The sequence below is a fragment of the Providencia rettgeri genome (assembly GCF_023205015.1).
Lineage (GTDB): Bacteria > Pseudomonadota > Gammaproteobacteria > Enterobacterales > Enterobacteriaceae > Providencia > Providencia rettgeri_E.
This window is the reverse complement of record NZ_CP096258.1, coordinates 3,829,915-3,848,656: the sequence shown is the minus strand read 5'-3', so window position 1 is coordinate 3,848,656 and position 18,742 is coordinate 3,829,915. Positions and strand designations below refer to the sequence as shown.

General features: G+C 42.5%; 17 protein-coding genes. 6 read left to right on the top strand and 11 right to left on the bottom strand.

The genetic code is table 11. The features are described 5' to 3' along the window. Positions 1-58 precede the first annotated feature (58 nt). Genes frdD through frdA form a run of 4 tightly spaced genes read right to left on the bottom strand, consistent with a single transcriptional unit; the run spans position 59 to position 3,361 of the window. On the bottom strand, positions 59-412 hold the full coding sequence (gene frdD / locus M0M83_RS17570) for a fumarate reductase subunit FrdD (protein ID WP_248467094.1): 354 nt from the start codon (positions 410-412) through the stop codon (positions 59-61). A gap of 15 nt (positions 413-427) precedes the next feature. Then, positions 428-823, bottom strand: coding sequence for a fumarate reductase subunit FrdC (gene frdC / locus M0M83_RS17565; protein WP_109911650.1), 396 nt, complete (start codon positions 821-823; stop codon positions 428-430). A gap of 14 nt (positions 824-837) precedes the next feature. Beyond that, complete coding sequence (locus M0M83_RS17560; RefSeq protein ID WP_248467093.1) at positions 838-1,572, bottom strand: succinate dehydrogenase/fumarate reductase iron-sulfur subunit; 735 nt, start codon at positions 1,570-1,572, stop codon at positions 838-840. Beyond that, positions 1,565-3,361, bottom strand: coding sequence for a fumarate reductase (quinol) flavoprotein subunit (frdA, locus tag M0M83_RS17555; protein WP_213914267.1), 1,797 nt, complete (start codon positions 3,359-3,361; stop codon positions 1,565-1,567). Before frdA ends, M0M83_RS17560 begins: the two co-directional genes overlap by 8 nt. Positions 3,362-4,160: 799 nt before the next feature. Here frdA and epmA point away from each other — a divergent pair. Next, a complete protein-coding gene (gene epmA / locus M0M83_RS17550; protein ID WP_125890494.1) occupies positions 4,161-5,138 on the top strand; it encodes an elongation factor P--(R)-beta-lysine ligase in 978 nt (325 codons plus the stop codon). 61 nt (positions 5,139-5,199) lie between these two features. Here the strand turns inward: epmA and glpQ are convergent, their stop codons facing one another. Then, positions 5,200-6,273, bottom strand: a complete 1,074-nt coding sequence (gene glpQ / locus M0M83_RS17545) for a glycerophosphodiester phosphodiesterase (RefSeq protein WP_125890493.1) — start codon at positions 6,271-6,273, stop codon at positions 5,200-5,202. A 102-nt stretch (positions 6,274-6,375) separates the two neighbouring features. Beyond that, a complete protein-coding gene (glpT, locus tag M0M83_RS17540) occupies positions 6,376-7,725 on the bottom strand; it encodes a glycerol-3-phosphate transporter (RefSeq protein WP_248467092.1) in 1,350 nt (449 codons plus the stop codon). Positions 7,726-8,161: 436 nt separating this feature from the next. On the opposite strand from glpT, the gene glpA reads away from it, so the two are divergent. The 3 genes from glpA to glpC are packed head-to-tail and all read left to right on the top strand — an operon-like array spanning position 8,162 to position 12,292. Then, positions 8,162-9,817 carry an anaerobic glycerol-3-phosphate dehydrogenase subunit A gene (gene glpA, locus M0M83_RS17535; RefSeq protein ID WP_248467091.1) on the top strand — a complete coding sequence of 552 codons (1,656 nt, stop codon included), beginning with the start codon at positions 8,162-8,164 and terminating at the stop codon, positions 9,815-9,817. After that, on the top strand, positions 9,807-11,102 hold the full coding sequence (gene glpB / locus M0M83_RS17530; protein ID WP_248467090.1) for a glycerol-3-phosphate dehydrogenase subunit GlpB: 1,296 nt from the start codon (positions 9,807-9,809) through the stop codon (positions 11,100-11,102). The genes glpA and glpB overlap by 11 nt, the downstream gene beginning before the upstream one ends. After that, the gene (glpC, locus tag M0M83_RS17525; protein ID WP_004258601.1) at positions 11,099-12,292 is read left to right on the top strand and encodes an anaerobic glycerol-3-phosphate dehydrogenase subunit GlpC; all 1,194 of its coding nucleotides are present in this window, start codon (positions 11,099-11,101) and stop codon (positions 12,290-12,292) included. Before glpB ends, glpC begins: the two co-directional genes overlap by 4 nt. A gap of 94 nt (positions 12,293-12,386) precedes the next feature. Here the strand turns inward: glpC and M0M83_RS17520 are convergent, their stop codons facing one another. Next, the gene (locus M0M83_RS17520) at positions 12,387-13,055 is read right to left on the bottom strand and encodes a 7-cyano-7-deazaguanine/7-aminomethyl-7-deazaguanine transporter (RefSeq protein WP_125890489.1); all 669 of its coding nucleotides are present in this window, start codon (positions 13,053-13,055) and stop codon (positions 12,387-12,389) included. Between the two features lie 168 nt (positions 13,056-13,223). On the opposite strand from M0M83_RS17520, the gene tusA reads away from it, so the two are divergent. Next, positions 13,224-13,472 carry a sulfurtransferase TusA gene (gene tusA / locus M0M83_RS17515; protein WP_125890488.1) on the top strand — a complete coding sequence of 83 codons (249 nt, stop codon included), beginning with the start codon at positions 13,224-13,226 and terminating at the stop codon, positions 13,470-13,472. A gap of 52 nt (positions 13,473-13,524) precedes the next feature. On the opposite strand, the gene M0M83_RS17510 is transcribed toward tusA, so the two are convergent. From M0M83_RS17510 to M0M83_RS17500, 3 genes are all read right to left on the bottom strand, one after another. Next, a complete protein-coding gene (locus tag M0M83_RS17510) occupies positions 13,525-14,499 on the bottom strand; it encodes an Rpn family recombination-promoting nuclease/putative transposase (RefSeq protein ID WP_213914270.1) in 975 nt (324 codons plus the stop codon). Positions 14,500-14,728: 229 nt separating this feature from the next. Further along, complete coding sequence (locus tag M0M83_RS17505; RefSeq protein ID WP_248467089.1) at positions 14,729-17,140, bottom strand: zinc/cadmium/mercury/lead-transporting ATPase; 2,412 nt, start codon at positions 17,138-17,140, stop codon at positions 14,729-14,731. A gap of 161 nt (positions 17,141-17,301) precedes the next feature. After that, positions 17,302-17,931 carry a lysoplasmalogenase gene (locus M0M83_RS17500; RefSeq protein WP_125890485.1) on the bottom strand — a complete coding sequence of 210 codons (630 nt, stop codon included), beginning with the start codon at positions 17,929-17,931 and terminating at the stop codon, positions 17,302-17,304. Positions 17,932-18,083: 152 nt separating this feature from the next. Between M0M83_RS17500 and M0M83_RS17495 the strand changes: the two genes are divergently transcribed. Next, on the top strand, positions 18,084-18,434 hold the full coding sequence (locus tag M0M83_RS17495; protein WP_125890484.1) for a DUF2500 domain-containing protein: 351 nt from the start codon (positions 18,084-18,086) through the stop codon (positions 18,432-18,434). A 6-nt stretch (positions 18,435-18,440) separates the two neighbouring features. Here M0M83_RS17495 and M0M83_RS17490 read toward each other — a convergent pair whose 3' ends face one another. Next, positions 18,441-18,737, bottom strand: coding sequence for a DUF1145 family protein (locus M0M83_RS17490; RefSeq protein ID WP_213914273.1), 297 nt, complete (start codon positions 18,735-18,737; stop codon positions 18,441-18,443). Positions 18,738-18,742: the final 5 nt, after the last annotated feature.

Here is an 18,742-nt window from a genome sequence, read left to right as displayed (position 1 = left end):
GAAAAGGTATGGCCATTGCTGCCATACCTTGTATTAAAATAATGTGCGATTGAATTATTTACAGTGTGAATACGCCGATAATTGCAATTACGCTGATGATTGCTGAGCCGCCATAGAAAACCCATTTTGTCGCTGGGACATGGATTTTAAAGTCGTGCAACGTATGGTGGATACGGTGCATACCACACCATACTGGCAAAATAATCATCAATAATAAGAAAATACGGCCGATAAAGCTTTGGCTAAATGCCATAATGCGCTCATAGCTCAGCATTTCTGGTGCAACACCCAGCGGAATTAAAATTCCTAACAGAATGATGATAGCAGGGCCAATCACGGCACTCCACATACCACCTGCACCAAATAACCCCCAGAAAATCGGCTCATCGGAACGTTTAGGCGTTAGATTCATCAGATTCTCCTTAGATTAAAATAACAATGCGATTGCTAAGATTGCCGCAGTTACAACAATCGTGAGTGCCCAGAAGCCTTTAACGATAGGCTCCTCTGACATTTTCTTATCTTTTACAATAATACTGACGGCTTTTGGTGCAAGTTTGAACCACGTTGTGGTGTGCAATAGCGTTGCTGCCAAAGTAATAATGTTAATGATAAGGATGATTGGGTTACTTAAGAACCCAACAAAACCCGCCCATGATTCAGGGCCACTTTTCAGTGCAAATACCCCATATAGGACTAAAATACTGAACCAAACTTGAAGGACTGAAGTACTTTCACGCATGATGTAAAAGCGATAAAAACCCAGCTTTTGCCACCAATCGCCCTTCATTTCCCTAACATAGGGTTTACGTTTCGTTGTCATGACTTCAATTCTCCTTATCGTGGCTTCAGCATGGCGATAACAAAGTCTTGCGCACTGGCAACTTTACCTTGTTGGATCGCGCCCGCAGGGTCGACATGCTTAGGACAGACTTCAGAGCAGTAGCCTACAAACGTACAGCTCCAGACACCATTGTCACCGTTTAACAAGGTCATGCGTTCTTTCGCACCATGGTCTCGGTTATCTAAATTGTAGCGCTCTGCCAATGTGATCGCGGCTGGGCCGATGAACTCTGGGTTCAGTCCAAATTGTGGGCAAGCTGCATAGCACAGACCACAGTTGATACAGCCTGAAAATTGATGGTATTTCGCCATCTGCGCAGGCGTTTGCTTATTTGGGCCTTCAGAAGGTTTACGGTCATTACCAATAATGTACGGTTTGATCGCTTCTAAACGCTCAATAAAGTGTGTCATATCAACAACAAGGTCGCGCTCGATTGGGAAGTTACCTAATGGCTCAACTTTCATGCCTTGCGGGTATTCACGCAGGAATGTTTTACAAGCCAGTTTAGGTATTTTATCCACCATCATGCCACAAGAACCACAAATCGCCATACGACAAGACCAGCGGTAAGACAGGTCTGGAGCGAGGTTATCTTTGATATAGCCTAACGCATCTAACAAAGAAGTTTGCTCATCGTAAGGGACATCATACGTCACCAAATGGGGCTCACTATCCGTTTCAGGATTGTAACGCATGATCTCCATTTTTAGGTGTTTCATATCATCCATTAGCTTGCTCCTTCTTCGCCTTATCTTGAGCTTCAGCTTCGGCACCGTAAACACGTTTAGCTGGCTGAGATTTCGTGATTTTTACGTCACTGTATTCTAAACGAGGGGAGCCCTCTGGGTTATAGAATGCCAAAGTATGTTTAAGGAAATTAACATCATCACGCTCAGTACAGCCTTCATCGAGACGTTGGTGTGCACCACGTGATTCTTTACGGTTGATTGCAGAGTGAGCCATACATTCCGCCACATCAAGGCCAAAGCCTAACTCAATGGTGTACAGTAGGTCAGTGTTAAAGACGCTGCTATGGTCGGTAATTTCGACGTGTTTAAAGCGTTCTTTCAGTTCAGCAATTTTATCAACGGTTTTTTGCATTAATTCAGGAGTACGGTAGATACCGCAGCCTTCTTCCATTGAAATACCCATCTCGTCACGGATTTTCGACCAGCTCTCCTTCCCTTTTTGGTTCATGAGCTTACTCAGGTCAGCTTCGATATCACGGGTACGAGCTTCGATAGCATTTGCATTAGCTGGTGTTGCTTCAGCAGCATGGCGAGCGGCTTCTTCACCCGCTAGGCGGCCAAATACCACTAATTCAGCTAATGAGTTAGAACCTAAACGGTTTGCACCGTGCAAGCCAACAGAAGAACATTCACCGACAGCAAATAGGCCTTTGATACGTGTTTCTGTGCGTTGATCCGTTTCGATACCACCCATGGTGTAGTGAGCGGTTGGGCGAACAGGAATCGGGTCTGTTACTGGGTCAACCCCTACGTAGGCTTTCGCCAACTCACAAATAAATGGTAAACGCTCATGCAGTTTTTCTGCGCCAAGGTGGCGAAGATCTAAGTAAACAACATCACCGCGGTGGGTACTGATAGTGCGGCCTGCACGCCATTCGTGCCAGAACGCTTGGGAAACTTTGTCACGCGGACCCAGTTCCATATATTTGTTTTCAGGTTTGCCCAGTGGCGTTTCAGGGCCCATTCCGTAGTCTTGCAGATAGCGATAGCCATCTTTATTGACAAGGATCCCACCTTCACCACGACAACCTTCAGTCATTAAGATACCAGAACCTGGAAGACCAGTTGGGTGATATTGAACGAATTCCATGTCACGCAAAGGAACACCATGGCGGAATGCCATCCCCATACCATCACCAGTCACAATACCGCCATTGGTGTTGTAGCGATAAACGCGTCCAGCACCGCCAGTTGCCATCACGATGGCATTAGCACGGATCTGGACTTTTGTTCCTTCCATCATATTTAACGCGACAAGACCACGGACTTGGCCTTCATCAACAATGATATCGAGGACGAAGTGTTCGTCAAAGCGTTGAATTTGTGGATATTTTAATGAGGTTTGGAAGAGTGTGTGGAGCATGTGGAAGCCTGTTTTATCGGCTGCAAACCAAGTCCGCTCAATTTTCATCCCACCAAAGCGGCGAACGTTAACTGAACCATCTGGTTTACGGCTCCACGGGCAGCCCCATAGCTCTAGCTGGGTCATTTCTGTTGGGCAATGTTCGACGAAATAATCGACGACATCTTGCTCACACAGCCAGTCTCCACCAGCAACAGTATCATTAAAATGATAGTCATAGGAGTCATGAGCCTGAGTAACTGCTGCTGATCCCCCCTCTGCGGCCACAGTGTGACTACGCATTGGGTATACTTTTGAGACCAGAGCAATCTTGATATTGGGATTTGCTTCAGCGGCAGCAATTGCTGCACGTAAGCCTGCGCCCCCGGCCCCGATAATCGCTAAATCGGCATTGAAGGTTTGCACTGCGCTTCTCCATTGTTCAAGTGTAAAATTGATAAATTCTTTTAAATACTTTTGATAATTAGCTATGTCATTTTCAGTTCAACTTAAAGCTAAACTACGAAATATCTGTTTTTTAATAGTAAATAATATAATAGCTAATAATGACTTATCATGCTGTGAATTATAGCGAATAGTACTCAAGATAAATTTGATATAGAGGGGGGTTTTGGCCAAATTTAGCAATAAAGTGTGAGGTAGATCTTCTTTTTGTAAATTGTTTTTATATTACTCGATTTTGTAGGTGGTTAACATCGAATAAAAAGGAATTTCAAATGATTATCATTAAATTCACAGGGAGTTTTAGTGTATAAAACCAAGTGGATTAGTCGGGTTTTATCAATAATAAGTGAATAATACTATTATTATAGCTGAAGAGTTTAATTCATATTGAATGCTAATTTGCGAGGAGTCTCACTATTTATTTTTAGAATAAATTTATTTTCTAAGCGAAAATTTTAAAATAGATTGAGAAAGCGAATCGTTTCGTTTTTTTAGTAACAGTTATGTCACATAACATAAGAAATAATCATGTTTTAGGCGGTTTTATTTACGTCTCCCCATCAGTCTATGTAAAGCTAAAAGCAAAGGCTTTGCCTAATCGTATAAAGCAAGGGATAATCAGGCTATCCCTACTTACTCATTATGTCGACAGTCACAAGCGCTGACGCTCAGATAAATGCGCTTTATCAGTGTAAATGCATTGTGTGTTGCAAGTGAGGTGGGTACACTGCACGACTAAGTTTATTTTGGAGTCATCTTAATGAGTGATATAGCGAATTGGCAGCCAACCGCCCCCATCGCTAACCTGTTACAGCGCGCAAAAATAGTTGCGGAAATCAGACGTTTTTTTACTGATCGCTGTGTACTTGAAGTCGAAACCCCCGCAATGAGTCAGGCAACAGTCACTGACATTCATCTTGTTCCATTTGAAACGCGTTTTGTGGGGCCAGGTGCGGCACAAGGCATTAATTTATATTTAATGACTAGCCCTGAATACCACATGAAACGTTTATTAGCTGCAGGTAGTGGTCCTATCTATCAGCTAGGTCGTAGCTTTAGAAATGAAGAAGCAGGGCGGCATCATAATCCTGAATTTACCATGTTAGAGTGGTATCGTCCGCATTTTGATATGTATCGTTTGATTAATGAAGTGGATGATTTACTGCAACAAGTTTTAGAATGTGAGAGTGCAGAGCTACTTTCTTACCAACAAGCGTTTTTACGTTATTTGGATATTGACCCGCTGTCCGCTGAAAAAAGCGAATTACGTGAGGTTGCCGCCCGTTTAGATTTGAGCAATATCGCGGATCAGGAAGAAGATAAAGACACTTTACTTCAGTTGCTATTTACCATGGGCGTTGAGCCTCATATTGGTAAAGAAAAGCCTGCAGTCGTGTATCATTTCCCTGCGACTCAAGCTTCTCTTGCTGTAATCAGTACCGAAGATCACCGAGTCGCCGAGCGTTTTGAGGTGTATTTCAAAGGGATGGAGCTGGCGAATGGCTTCCACGAGCTAACGGATGCCAGTGAGCAACGTCAGCGATTTGAACAAGACAACCGTAAGCGTGCGGCAATGGGGCTACCGACAGCACCTATTGATGAGCATTTACTTGCGGCTTTAGAACATGGTCTACCCGATTGTTCGGGGGTCGCTGTTGGGGTGGATAGGCTGATTATGATTGCTTTAAATGCAGACAAAATCAGTGATGTGATCGCATTCCCTGTCACTATCGCTTAACTAAGGCGTCCAACTTGAAGAAAATGCAGCCAAATGGCTGCATTCTTATTTGGTGCAGAAACTATTTTTGTTTCTGTTGTTCTAAGAACTTAACCCCTAAGTCAGGGAAGTCGGTGAAGGCGCCATCGACATCGGCTTGGTTATAAATGATGTCATAAAGCTGTTGCCCATCTTTGGCGTATTTTGGCAGCTTATCAACACGGATAGTGAACGGATGAACCGCCATTTTGTTGTCATGGGCTTCTTTGACCATACCATTCACCTTGATATTGGTAGGTGTAGATTCTTCATTAATTAGCATATGATAATCAGGACCAATACCATCTGCATAGGTCGCAATTTCTTTCATGGCACCGGGTTTCATCATCCAATCATAATTGTAATTAACCCAAGTTCCGTCAGGTTTTTGCTCTTGAGTCTCATTCCAATCGGTGTAAGCAATCAATTGAATTAATTTAAGATCCATTCCCATTTCTGGCATCAAGGTATTTTTGATACGTTTTAGGTCATTAGGGTCAAATGACTGTAGATAAACGTTGGAATCCTTGGTGGTGTAGCCATACTCTTTAAGGACTTCGAGTGTTTTCTTGGTGATATCTTTGCCTTCTTGTAAGTGGAACCAAGGGGCTTTAATTTCTGGGTAGATGCCAATATTTTTACCCGTTGATTTGTTTAATCCTTGAACAAATTCAATCTCTTCTTGGAAAGTATGAACGCGGAAATCTGATTTCCCCATCGGGAAGCGGTTCGGATAGCTTTGCACTTTTTTACCATCAACAATATCAAATCCTTCTGTAAAATTGAGTGATTTGATCTCATCAAGGGTAAAGTCAATCGCATAGTAACGGCCATCTTTACGAGCGCGGTCAGGGAAACGTTCAGCAACATCAGTCACGCGATCGAGATAATGGTCATGTAAGACCACAAGCTCGTTATCTTTCGTCATAACTAAATCTTGCTCAAGAAAATCAGCACCTTGTGCGTAAGCCATAGCTTTTGCAGGTAGGGTATGTTCCGGTAAGTAACCACTTGCACCACGATGTGCAATGACAACTTTACTTGAAGCTTGAGCTACAGCAGACACTGACATCACTAAAACCATACTAGCCACCAATGTTTTTAATGGAAAGCTCATGATTATATCTCCTTGGCACTTTATTTGGGTAAAAAAATGGGCTACATCATTTTTGATATAGCCCACGAGTCTAGCGATTAACAATGAACATTTGATGAATGTTTATTGTGAGTTTGCTAATTCACGTTTATGTTTGCTTTCGCTCAACATGACGATAAACAGTAGAACAACCGCTAATGCTGAACCACCGATCATGACAGCGAAGCCACCGTCCCAACCGAAGTAGTCTACGGTATAACCAACGATAGCACTTGCTGCTACAGAACCACCGAGGTAGCCGAACAAGCCTGTGAATCCTGCGGCTGTACCTGCTGCTTTTTTCGGTGCAAGTTCAAGGGCGTGCAAACCAATCAACATAACAGGACCATAGATTAGGAAACCGATGATCAACATACATGCCATATCAACATTTGGGTTACCCGCTGGGTTCATCCAGAATACGATAGTTGCAATGGTTACCAGAACCATGAAGAACACACCAGTGGCTCCACGGTTACCACGGAAGACTTTATCCGACATCCAACCACACAGTAACGTACCTGGGATACCTGCGTATTCATATAAGAAGTAAGCCCATGAAGATTTGTCCATTGCGAAGTGTTTAACTTCACGCAGGTAAGTTGGAGACCAGTCCAAAACACCATAACGCAGTAAGTAAACGAACACGTTCGCAATCGCAATCATCCATAATAGTTTGTTAGGGAAAACATACTTCATGAAGATTTCTTTTGCAGTTAACTCTTGCTCATCTGATGCTTTATAGTCAGTTGGATAGTCGTTTTTGTACTCTTTAATTGGAGGAAGACCACAAGATTGTGGGGTGTCGCGCATTAACGCAAATGCAATGATTGCAACAAGAATAGCAGCCAATGCAGGCATATACAGCGCAGCTTTCCAGTCGTTAAACCATGCCATACCTAACATGAACAGTAATGGCGGGATACCACCACCGACGTTGTGCGCACAGTTCCAAACCGAAACGATACCGCCACGTTCTTTTTGTGACCACCAGTGAACCATGGTACGTCCACAAGGAGGCCAACCCATACCTTGGAACCAACCACAAAGGAACAGTAATACGAACATGACCATGATGCTTGATGTTGCCCATGGTACGAAGCCCATGATTAACATCACTGCGGAGGCGAGAATCAAACCTGCGGGTAAGAAATAGCGCGGATTTGCACGGTCGGAAAACGACCCCATGATAAATTTAGAAAATCCGTAAGCAATTGAGATCCCTGATAATGCAAAACCAAGGTCACCTTTAGAGAAACCTTGTTCAACAAGATATGGCATCGCTAACGCAAAGTTCTTTCGGACTAGATAATACGCTGCGTAACCAAAGAAAATACCCATGAAGATCTGCCAACGAAGCTTACGATAGACAGGATCTATCTTATCCGCTGGCAGCCTCTCTATATGAGGTGCTGGTTTAAAAATGCTTAACATATACGCCTCCGATGGCATGCTAATTTTTATTTACACTTCCATTTCTCTATCTCAGAGAAATATTGAGTGTTTATTATTGGTGAAGTAACAAAAACGAAAGTAATCGAGTAATTTAAGAGTCTTTGTTTTCTTAATTGCTCTAAATTGTAGTCGTTAAAAAACAATTTATCTGTAATCCAACGCACAATTATTGATTTTGTTTATGAAGTTGCATAGTAAATGACATTTGTGAATAGAATGGAACTGGAAATGTTAATTATTTTGTGATTCTCATCACGATTTTGTTCTTTTGAACACTAAATACGCATTAAATGCTTTCGTTTTTGTTCCTTATCAAACATTGATCGCGTTTCTGGACTATATTTAATAATAGATTATAAAAATAGAACCTATACTTATTTATTATAGAAACGTTTATTAATGTGAGGAATGCGACATGAATGGCTCATCTGTGACTGAAACGGATGTCATCATTATCGGTGGTGGCGCAACAGGTGCAGGAGTCGCTCGTGACTGCGCTCGCCGAGGTCTAAGAACCGTTTTACTCGAAAGGCATGATATTGCGACTGGCGCAACAGGTCGTAACCATGGATTATTGCATAGTGGCGCGCGTTATGCCGTCACCGATGGTGAATCTGCCAGAGAATGTATCGAAGAGAACAAAATTTTAAAGCGTATCGCACATCATTGTATTGAACGAACGGACGGTTTGTTTATTACTCTCCCTGAAGACAGCTTAGAATATCAGCAGCAATTCATTACGGCCTGCCAAGCGGCGGGTATTGATGCGACTGCGATTGACCCTAAAGAGGCAATTCGTCTTGAACCTTCTGTTAACCCACATCTCATCGGTGCGGTTCGTGTTCCTGATGGTACGGTTGACCCATTCCGTTTGACTGCTGCAAATATGTTAGATGCCAGAGAGCATGGCGCTAAAGTATTAACTTATCATGAAGTTATTGGCTTGATTCGTGATGGCGATACGGTACGTGGCGTGACGGTTTATGATCACCATGCTAAAAAACAATATGATATTTACGCAGAAATTGTCGTCAATGCAGGCGGGATCTGGGGACAAAAAATTGCAGAATATGGCGAACTAAAAATTAAAATGTTCCCTGCGAAAGGGGCATTATTAATTTTAGGTCACCGTTTGAACAACATGGTGATAAACCGCTGCCGTAAGCCTGCTGATGCCGATATTCTTGTGCCTGGCGACACCATTTCACTGATCGGTACCACATCCACGCACATTGAATATGACCAAATTGATAATATGTATGTCACCCCTGAAGAGGTGGATATTCTGATTCGTGAAGGTTCGATGCTGTCTCCTGCACTCGCGACAACGCGCATTCTACGTGCATATGCCGGTGTTCGGCCATTAGTTGCCAGTGATGATGATCCATCAGGGCGTAATGTCAGCCGCGGTATTGTGTTGTTAGACCATGCTAAACGCGATGGCTTAGAAGGGTTTATCACTATCACTGGTGGTAAGTTAATGACATATCGCCTGATGGCGGAATGGGCTACTGATAAAGTTTGTGAAAAATTAGGCTACAGTGCCAAATGTACAACAGCAGAAGCGCAACTACCGGGTTCGCAACATAGTGCAGAAGAAGCCTTACGCAATGTTGTTTCCATTCCAGCCCCTATTCGTGGTTCAGCGGTTTACCGCCATGGCGACAGGGCTTCTGCAATTCTCAGTGCGGATAGGCTCGATAAAAGTTTAGTTTGTGAGTGTGAAGCCGTTACTGCGGGTGAAGTGCGCTATGCCGTTAATTCATTAACAGTCAATAATTTACTTGATTTAAGGCGCCGTACTCGTGTGGGGATGGGAACTTGCCAAGGTGAGCTATGTGCATGCCGCGCAGCTGGCTTACTCAACCGTTTTAATGTCACAACGCCCCATGAAACGGAGCAGCAATTAAGTCACTTCCTGAATGAACGTTGGAAAGGTGTACGTCCAATTGCTTGGGGTGACGCATTGCGTGAAAGTGAATTTACCAGCTGGGTATATCACGGGTTATGTGGCATGAATGAAGCGACACTTGGTAAGGATGCACAGAAGGAGGCGGACAATGAAATATGATGTAGTAGTCATGGGCGGCGGTTTAGCTGGATTAATGAGCGGCATACGCTTAACTCAGTCTGGGCTATCTTGTGCAATTGTTAGTGCAGGGCAAAATGCATTACATTTTTCATCAGGCTCCTTGGATTTATTAACCCATTTACCAAATGGACAAGTGGCTGAAAAACCACTAGAAATGCTTGATGCGCTAAAGGAACAGTCGCCAGCACACCCTTATAGTTTAATTGGAAAAACGCAGGTTACTGAGTTAGCGCATGTGGCTCAGTCGATATTACAGCAAGCAGGTGTTCATTTAAAAGGTTCGTGCGAGGAAAATCACTATCGGATTACCCCTCTAGGCCATAAACGCATGACTTGGCTTAGTCCTAAATCGGTTCCAACTGTCGGCTTGCACCATAAAATGGATGCTAACAAAATCGCGGTGGTTGGTATCGAAGGTTTCTTGGATTTTCAACCCCAGATGGTGGCTGATGAGCTACAACGTGAAGGGCTACAAGCAACAGCTCACTACGTGCATTTACCCTTATTAGACAGACTAAGAGAAAACCCGAGCGAATTTAGAGCTATTAATGTTGCTCGTTGGTTAGATCGTCCAGAAAACATGACTCAAATGGTGGCTGAAATCTCTCCGTTGGTCGCAGATGCAGAAGCGATTTTCATGCCAGCGTGTATCGGACTCGACAGTGATGAACCTTTACAGGAGTTACAAAGGAGCTTAGGTAAGCCTATATTTTTATTGCCGACTCTTCCGCCTTCTTTATTGGGGATCCGTTTACACGAAATGTTATTGCGTCAGTTTCGGCGTCAAGGTGGCATAGTGATGCCAGGTGATAAAGTCACCGCGGTAAACTGTGTGGATGGCCGAATTGAATCTGTCCAGACTCGTAATCATGGTGATATCTCTTTAAAAGCTAAGCATTTTGTTCTGGCAACGGGGAGTTTTTTCAATAATGGATTGGTGGCAGAGTTCGATCGTGTGTATGAACCATTGATGCAATTGGACCTGTGTGAAATTTCAGAACGTGCAAAATGGACTAACAAAGAGTTTTTTGCTTCCCAACCGTATATGGCTTTTGGTGTGAAAACCGATGAAAAATTGCGCGCTCAAAAAGAGGGCAACGCTATTTCAAACCTTTATGTCGCCGGCGCTGTATTAGGCGGTTTTGACCCTCTCACCCAAGGTTGTGGGGCGGGGGTATCAATAATTAGCGCATTATATGCCGCTAATGAAATCATTAATGAACGGATTAAGAGTAAAGCCCAGCAGGTGGAGGTGGCACAATGAGTATTCAAGATGCAAGCTTTGAAAGCTGTATTAAATGCACGGTGTGTACCACTTACTGCCCGGTTGCAAAGGTCAATCCATTGTACCCTGGTCCTAAGCAAGCAGGACCTGATGGTGAGCGTTTGCGCTTAAAAGACCCAATGTTATATGACGAGGCACTTAAATATTGTACAAACTGCAAGCGCTGTGAAGTGGCTTGCCCGTCGGATGTGAAAATTGGCGATATTATCGCTCGTGCGCGTAATACTTACAGCCAGCAAAAACCTAAAATTCGTGATGCAATTCTCAGCCATACTGATTTAATGGGGTCATTATCGACACCATTTGCACCCGTGGTGAATACCATTACAGGGTTAAAACCTGTACGTCAAATCCTTGATAAAGCATTGAAAATAGACCACCGCCGTGAATTACCTAAATATTCGTTTGGGACTTTCCGCCGTTGGTATGCAAAACAAGCCGCTGAACAAGCTAAATTTGAAGAGCAAGTTGCGTTCTTCCATGGCTGTTATGTGAATTATAACCACCCTCAATTAGGTAAAGACTTAATTAAAGTCTTTAACGGCATGAATATTGGTGTTCAGCTACTTAAACGTGAAAAATGTTGTGGTGTGGCATTAATAGCCAATGGCTTTATGAAACAGGCTAAGCGCCAAGCCAATGTTAATTTAGAGTCATTGCAAGAAACTATCCTTGAAAAACATGTACCTGTTGTTGCAACTTCATCAACCTGTACGTTTACCATCCGTGATGAATATACGCATGTCCTTGATGTTGATACTTCCGCAATGAGGGATAACATCGAGCTTGCAACACGTTATATCTACCGTTTACTGGAAGAAGGTCGTGAACTTAAACTGAAACATACGCCTTTAAAAGTGGCTTATCACACACCATGCCATATGGAAAAAATGGGGTGGACTTCCTACACATTAGAGTTAATTAAGCGTGTACCCGGCGTTGAACTGATTGTGTTGGATTCACAATGTTGTGGTATCGCAGGAACCTATGGTTTCAAAAAAGAAAACTATGAAGTCTCTCAAGGTATTGGTGCAGGGTTATTTCGCCAAATTGAAGAAAGTGGCGCGGATATGGTGATCACAGACTGCGAGACTTGTAAGTGGCAGATTGAGATGTCGACGAGTAAGAAGTGTGAGCACCCGATTTCACTTCTAGCAAAAGCTTTGTGATCTATTACTTATCAAATTGTAGGGTTGTTATTTTTTGTTTTAGCTCAGTTAAACTTATTTGGAGATAGCATTTAGCTATCTCCTTTTTTTGTTTTTAGTGTTGATTGACTAACTGTTTTTTATCTGAGTTTGCAAAGAAATATTTCAAAATAAAATTCAAAAGTACACCGTAAGCTGGTAAGAAAAACAGCATACAAATAAGTAGTTTGAAGACATAGTCAACTAATGCAATCTCTACCCAGTTTGCGGCCATAAATGGGTCGCTACTACGGAAAAATGCGATAAAGAAGAATGCGATAGTATCAATTAAATTACCAAAGAACATGGCACAAGCAGGAGCCACATACCAACGTGCATTTTGACGTAATCGATTAAAAACACTGACATCTAATATTTGACCCAACACATAAGCCATAAAGCTTGCTGCGGCAATACGTGCGACAAATAAGTTAAACTCAGATAATGCGGTAAAGCCTTGCCATTCCCCTTGGAAAAATAGCGCTGAAATTACATAGGATATTAATAGTGCGGGTAGCATAACTGCAGTGATAATCTTACGTGCAAGCGGTGCGCCATAAATACGGACGGTTAAGTCAGTTGCTAAGAAAATAAATGGAAAAGTAAATGCGCCCCAAGTGGTATGGAAACCGAAAATATTAATCGGCAATTGCACTAGGTAGTTACTAGAAGTAATAATTAAAATATGAAACAACGAAAGCCAAATTAACGCAGTGGCTTTTTGCTGCGCAGTAAAATTAAACATATTGTACCTTTTTAGTGACAATGGGGTGAGGGAACCCATGAAATTCATCCCAACAGTTGGGAACTGCGCATAATACGCCTGTTGCGCAACAAAAGCAAAACAGTTCATTCATTGAATGTTATTTTATTATATAATCAATTTATTGTTCCCTTTTGGAAGTGTTTTTTAATGTCTGATTCTTTTGATAATGCCACTAAAACCCTTGACACACTTGGGTTGCGTTGCCCTGAGCCTGTGATGTTAGTGCGTAAAACGGTTCGTAATATGGCAGATGGGGAAACGTTGTTAATTATTGCGGATGACCCAGCAACCACACGCGACATTCCGGGCTTTTGCCGTTTTATGGAGCATGATTTATTAGCCGTAGAGGTTGATGATACCCCGTATCGTTATTTGTTGCGTAAAAAGTCGAGCTAGTAGTCATTAGCTAATTTCATTTTGTACGTTAATTCTTGCCAAGAAGTAGGGATTAACGTAGGTTTAATACTTCCTGATAGCTTAGCCCTGTAAGTTGACAGATAAGTTCAATACTTGTACCAAGTTGTAAGCCTTTAAGAGCAATTTCATATTGTTTATTGTTTGCTCCGATATCAATGCCCCTATTTACACCGATATCAATGCCTCTATTTACACCGATATCAATGCCTCTATTTACACCGATATCAATGCCTTCTTGTAACCCTTGGTTTTTTAATCGTTGTGCGATGTTCATGATATCCTCTTGGTTATTTTCTAGTTGGTGTATAAGTTGATTGACCACTGTTTCAAAATGTGGTGAATCCATAGTAATAAATAAGTAATTGAAAATAGTAATTATATCATCACTATGATGATAGTTTCGATTCATCGCTTCAGCTAGTAATTGCGTAATTTTTTCTATGTTATCTCTTAGGTCTCTATGTTTCATCGCGAGTTCCATAACGGCAACTTTGCGATGGTTCACGAGTTCATTGTCATCAATAACAGTAATATCGACGAGAGGAAATGGCTGACTGTATAAGTTTGACGCAATTTCAGGCCACGGAAAACAGTGTGTCCACGGCTGAGCATATGGGTAGGGGGTTATTTTCCCATGATAAAATAAAACTGGGACAACCAGTGGTAAATCGCGATGACCTTGTTGTAAGTGCTGATTCATGGCAAGGAACGCATAATGCATCATCCTCCAACCCATTAGTTTATCGGGTGTTGATTGATGTTCAACTAACATATAAATATACCCCTCACCTTGCTGTGTCTCGACAGTGTAGAGAACATCCGAAAGACGAGTACGTAGCTGATTATCAATGAAAGATGAATTTGTTATTGCTAATGTTTTGAAATCACATAATTGCTTAATATGGTTGGGTAAGTGAATATCAAAAAAATCACGTGCATTATCAATTTTGGACATAAACCCTTTAAATGCAGCATCATGCGGTGTTGAACTGTGATTTTTTACCATACTCAGAACCCACTAAACGTTATACCAAAATAGTCTATTAATAAAACGTATTTTAGCGAAAATTGAGGTTCGTGGAGAAAAAGTTAGTCCTAATTATTTAATTGAATTTGTATTTAACATATTGTAATACAGACGTTTATTGGAAGGGTTGTAAATGAAAAACGCCACTTAGCGTGGCGTTTAAATCAGTTGATTGAAACTAGATTGATTGAAGCCCTGTTAATTAAAGCTATTTTTTCACTTGGGGTAATTTAACGCGTAGTAGACGCACTGCATTTGCTGTGACGAGTGCTGTTGCACCTGAGTCAGCAAGTACAGCAACCCAAAGCCCGGTAATGCCTAATAAACTGGTCACGAGGAAGACCGCTTTTAACCCCAAGGCAATCGCGATATTTTCACGAATGATTTTTCGCGTTGCACGAGAAAGCGCGATGATTTCAGCTAGCCCCGTTAAACGGTTATGGGTTAATGCGGCATCGGCGGTTTCTAACGCAACGTCCGTACCACTTCCCATGGCTACCCCGATACTGGAGGCTTTCATTGCCGGAGCGTCGTTAATGCCATCACCGACCATCATGGTGCTGTGGTTACGATTAAGTTCCATTACTGCAGTCACTTTATCTTCAGGTAATAAGCCAGCACGGAACTCCATGCCTAGTTGCCCTGCAATAGCACTCGCAGCACGAGGGTTATCACCCGTTAACATTACCGCATTAACGTTAAGCGCTTTAAGCATGCTCATCGCATCCGACGCGTCACCACGTAGTGTATCTTGCAGCGCAGTTAAACCGATTACACTGTCATCTTCGAGTGTGACAACAACCGTTTTCCCTTCTGCTTCTAGAACATCGACCTTATTTTTCCATTCACTATTGAGTGGAGTATCAAGGCGGTTTGGTGCACTCACCAGTATACGTTTACTACCCAGTATGCCTTCGACGCCTTTTCCTGCTAACGCTTTACGGTCTTGAGCTTCAGTAATGCTCAGTGATAGCGACTCTGCTTTATTCACCACTGCTTTAGCGAGTGGGTGGTGAGAGCCAACCTCAACAGACGCCGTGATTTGAACTAATTCACTTTCTGTCATGCCTTTTACAGGAACAAGGTCAGTGACATGAGGTTTACCTTCCGTTAGTGTGCCTGTTTTATCTAAAGCAATTGTTGTGATTGTACCCAGTTGCTCAAGTGCTGCACCGCCTTTAATTAATGCACCGCGTCGTGTCGCCGTTGCGAGTGCAGAGGTGATGGCTGCAGGTGTCGAAATCACTAGTGCACAAGGGCAACCGATTAGTAACAGTGTTAAACCGCGATAAATCCATGTTTCCCATGGTGCGCTGAAAAAAATAGGCGGAATAACAATTACTAATGCGGAAATTAGCATGATGATTGGTGTGTACACACGGCTAAAGCGGTCAATAAAGCGCTCTATTGGTGCGCGGCGTTCTTCAGCTTCTTCAATGAGCTGTAAAATACGGTCGATGGCATTTTGGCCTTGCTCTGATACCACCTGCATTTGAACAGATCTATCGACAGATAAGCAGCCTGCTGCCACTTTTTCGCCCGCATTGCGTTCTACAGGAACGGATTCACCTGTTAGCGCACTTTCATCAAAGCTAGCAAAACCTGAGAGTAATACGGCATCGGTCGGTAAACGCCCACCCGGAGCAATCTCAATAATGTCTCCTGGGCGTAATTGCGCAACAGGGATCGTCAATTTTTGCCCATCTTTGATTAAAACAGCATCTTCTGGAACCAGTGCCATTAAGGCACTAACTCCTCGTCGGGCTCTACCAGCAGAATAAGACTCCAACATTTCGCCTAACATAAACAGTAAGATAACCATCGCGGCTTCTTCTGTTGCTTGAATGAAGATAGCGCCTACAGCGGCAACAGTCATCAAAGTTTCGATAGCAAAAGGTGAACCTGTACGCATTAAGCGGAGTGATTTACGTGCGATCGGATACAATCCAAACAGGGTTGTCAAAATAAAGGCGATGTTACCAATTTTTGGGTTGAATGATTCAATACCCCAGCTAATTGCCATCAAAATCGCTAATATAATGACAGGCTTAGCTTCACTGAGTAAGCTTTGTGGTGGCGCAATAGCCGCCGCACTGTTACCAGTCACTTCGAGCAATTCATAGCCAGCAGCTTCAACCGTGGAACGAACCGCTGCACTAATATCCGTATTGGCATCAACCACTAATTTTTCAGTAGCGAACAACACCTTAGCTTGTTTAACTTCACTAATTTGGCCGACTGCGGTTTCAATCTTATTGGCACAACTAGGGCAATCCATACCGCGAATAACCCAACTGAATCGTTGCCCTGCGGCTTGGGTTGGCTCAACGTCATTGATGATATTCGAGCTTAATCCACAACTATCACCGTGTTGGTGGCCATGGCCTGCATGGTTATGGTGCGTATCGTCTGTATCATGCTTATGGGGTGAATGGCATCCTTGATGCTGGTGAGATTCTTCATCGTCATCTGAGTGTTGCTTTGTATAGCCATGTTCGTGAGTATGTGAGTCATTACTCACTTCTTTGCTATTTTCTGTTATTACAGAAGAACAGGTCGCGCTACTTGAGCAGCAAGAACTGGTATGTACATGATTTTCTTTATGAGAGTGTGAGTGCATAAGCGCCCCCTTATCTAACAATAATTCGTTTCATTATTCATTGCAGATAAGTCTACACTCTGGAGTCTACTCCAGAGTCAAACTAAAAGAGGAGCTGCCAACTGATAAAATTCTCAAATAGCACTTTTTATCAATTGGCATGGTATTTACTAACCGAAGAGTTACAAATAAATGGCCCGGACAATAAAGAATTGCCCGATGAAATAGAGCGCAGCAACAACGGCTTTTGAAGCTTTAAATGGGATACGGAATCGAGCAATTAGCCATACGCAGTTAGAAAGAAAGAGGAGTGACGCACCAATCATGATTGAAAAATTGTATTCACGACCGAGACCAAAATATTGGTCGCCAGCAACCCATGCCATAATCATACACATTATTAATGATGCAAAAACAATGGCTTGAAGATTTTCAAGTTTACCCCAAATAAACACTAAAGTAATGGCAGCGACAATCAGAGGGGCGGCCAACCAAGGTAGATAGAGCCCAAAATTGAGTTGCATTCCGAAACTAATGGTATAAATCAAGTAACTCAAGAACATCAACGCAACGGAAGCTAGTAAGTGCTCACTTGAAAGCATACGAGACAGATCTGCGACGAGCGAGACTAGCAACCCCGCAAGAATGAGGTAATTCTGCAGGTTAAGATCGTCGGAACTCCAGCCCCAAAGTAATAAAAGTAGCAGTGTGATCGGGCGAAATAACCACCGTTGCCACCCGGGTCCTCGATAGGCGGCATCGACATATAACCAACCGGAAAAGAGTACAGCGAGGAATGGCCAACTAATCATATACACATCCTTATATGTTCAATGAATGACACGACAGTGATCCGGCAACTTATACTCGTTTATTTCAAGCTATTTAGAGTATAGAAATGTGTCCAGCTTAGTTAAATAAGATAAACTATAGCGACTGACTTTTTAAGTGAAAAGCATACATTATGAATAAGCCTATATTATTGATCATTGTTTTAGCAGTCATTGCTGTCCTAGCAACTAAGCGTTTTTTTGATCAACGCAAGCAAAATGAAATCAACGATAACGCCTTGCCTGTGAGTTACTTAGTCAAAGTTGATAGCAAAAAAGACTATCCATACCCAAATATGCGCTCTCGAGAGCGGGATGTTGTTTCTCCTGAAACTTTTCGCTATGAGATTCACTTTAAGACGCTATCAAGCGGCGAAATTATTAAAACCATTGTAACGGAAGAACAGTATCAAGGCGTTGAGCTTGGCCATGAGGGTAAGCTGATTATGCAAGGTACCCGCTTTATTCGTTTTGAGCCAGCTTAGCATAACTCATTCACCTGATTGTTTTTTCTTCGCTTCTTCTAAATCAGTTTTATTTTTTTTCTGCATCGCTAGCATTTCGAATACGCCAAAAAAGAAAATGCGCAGTTGAGCTAAACCCGATATTTTCTCGCCTTTTGGTAGCGTTGCTTTTAGGAAAATAGTTTGTAATGCGTGCATGAAAACCATAAAAACCATTGCAATATCCATAAAGTATTTCAATGGTTTAGGGAATGGATGGACAAGGTTAAAGACCATAAAGCCCCAAACGCAAATCATGAGTAGGCGCCCAATATTGATAAACATGTTTT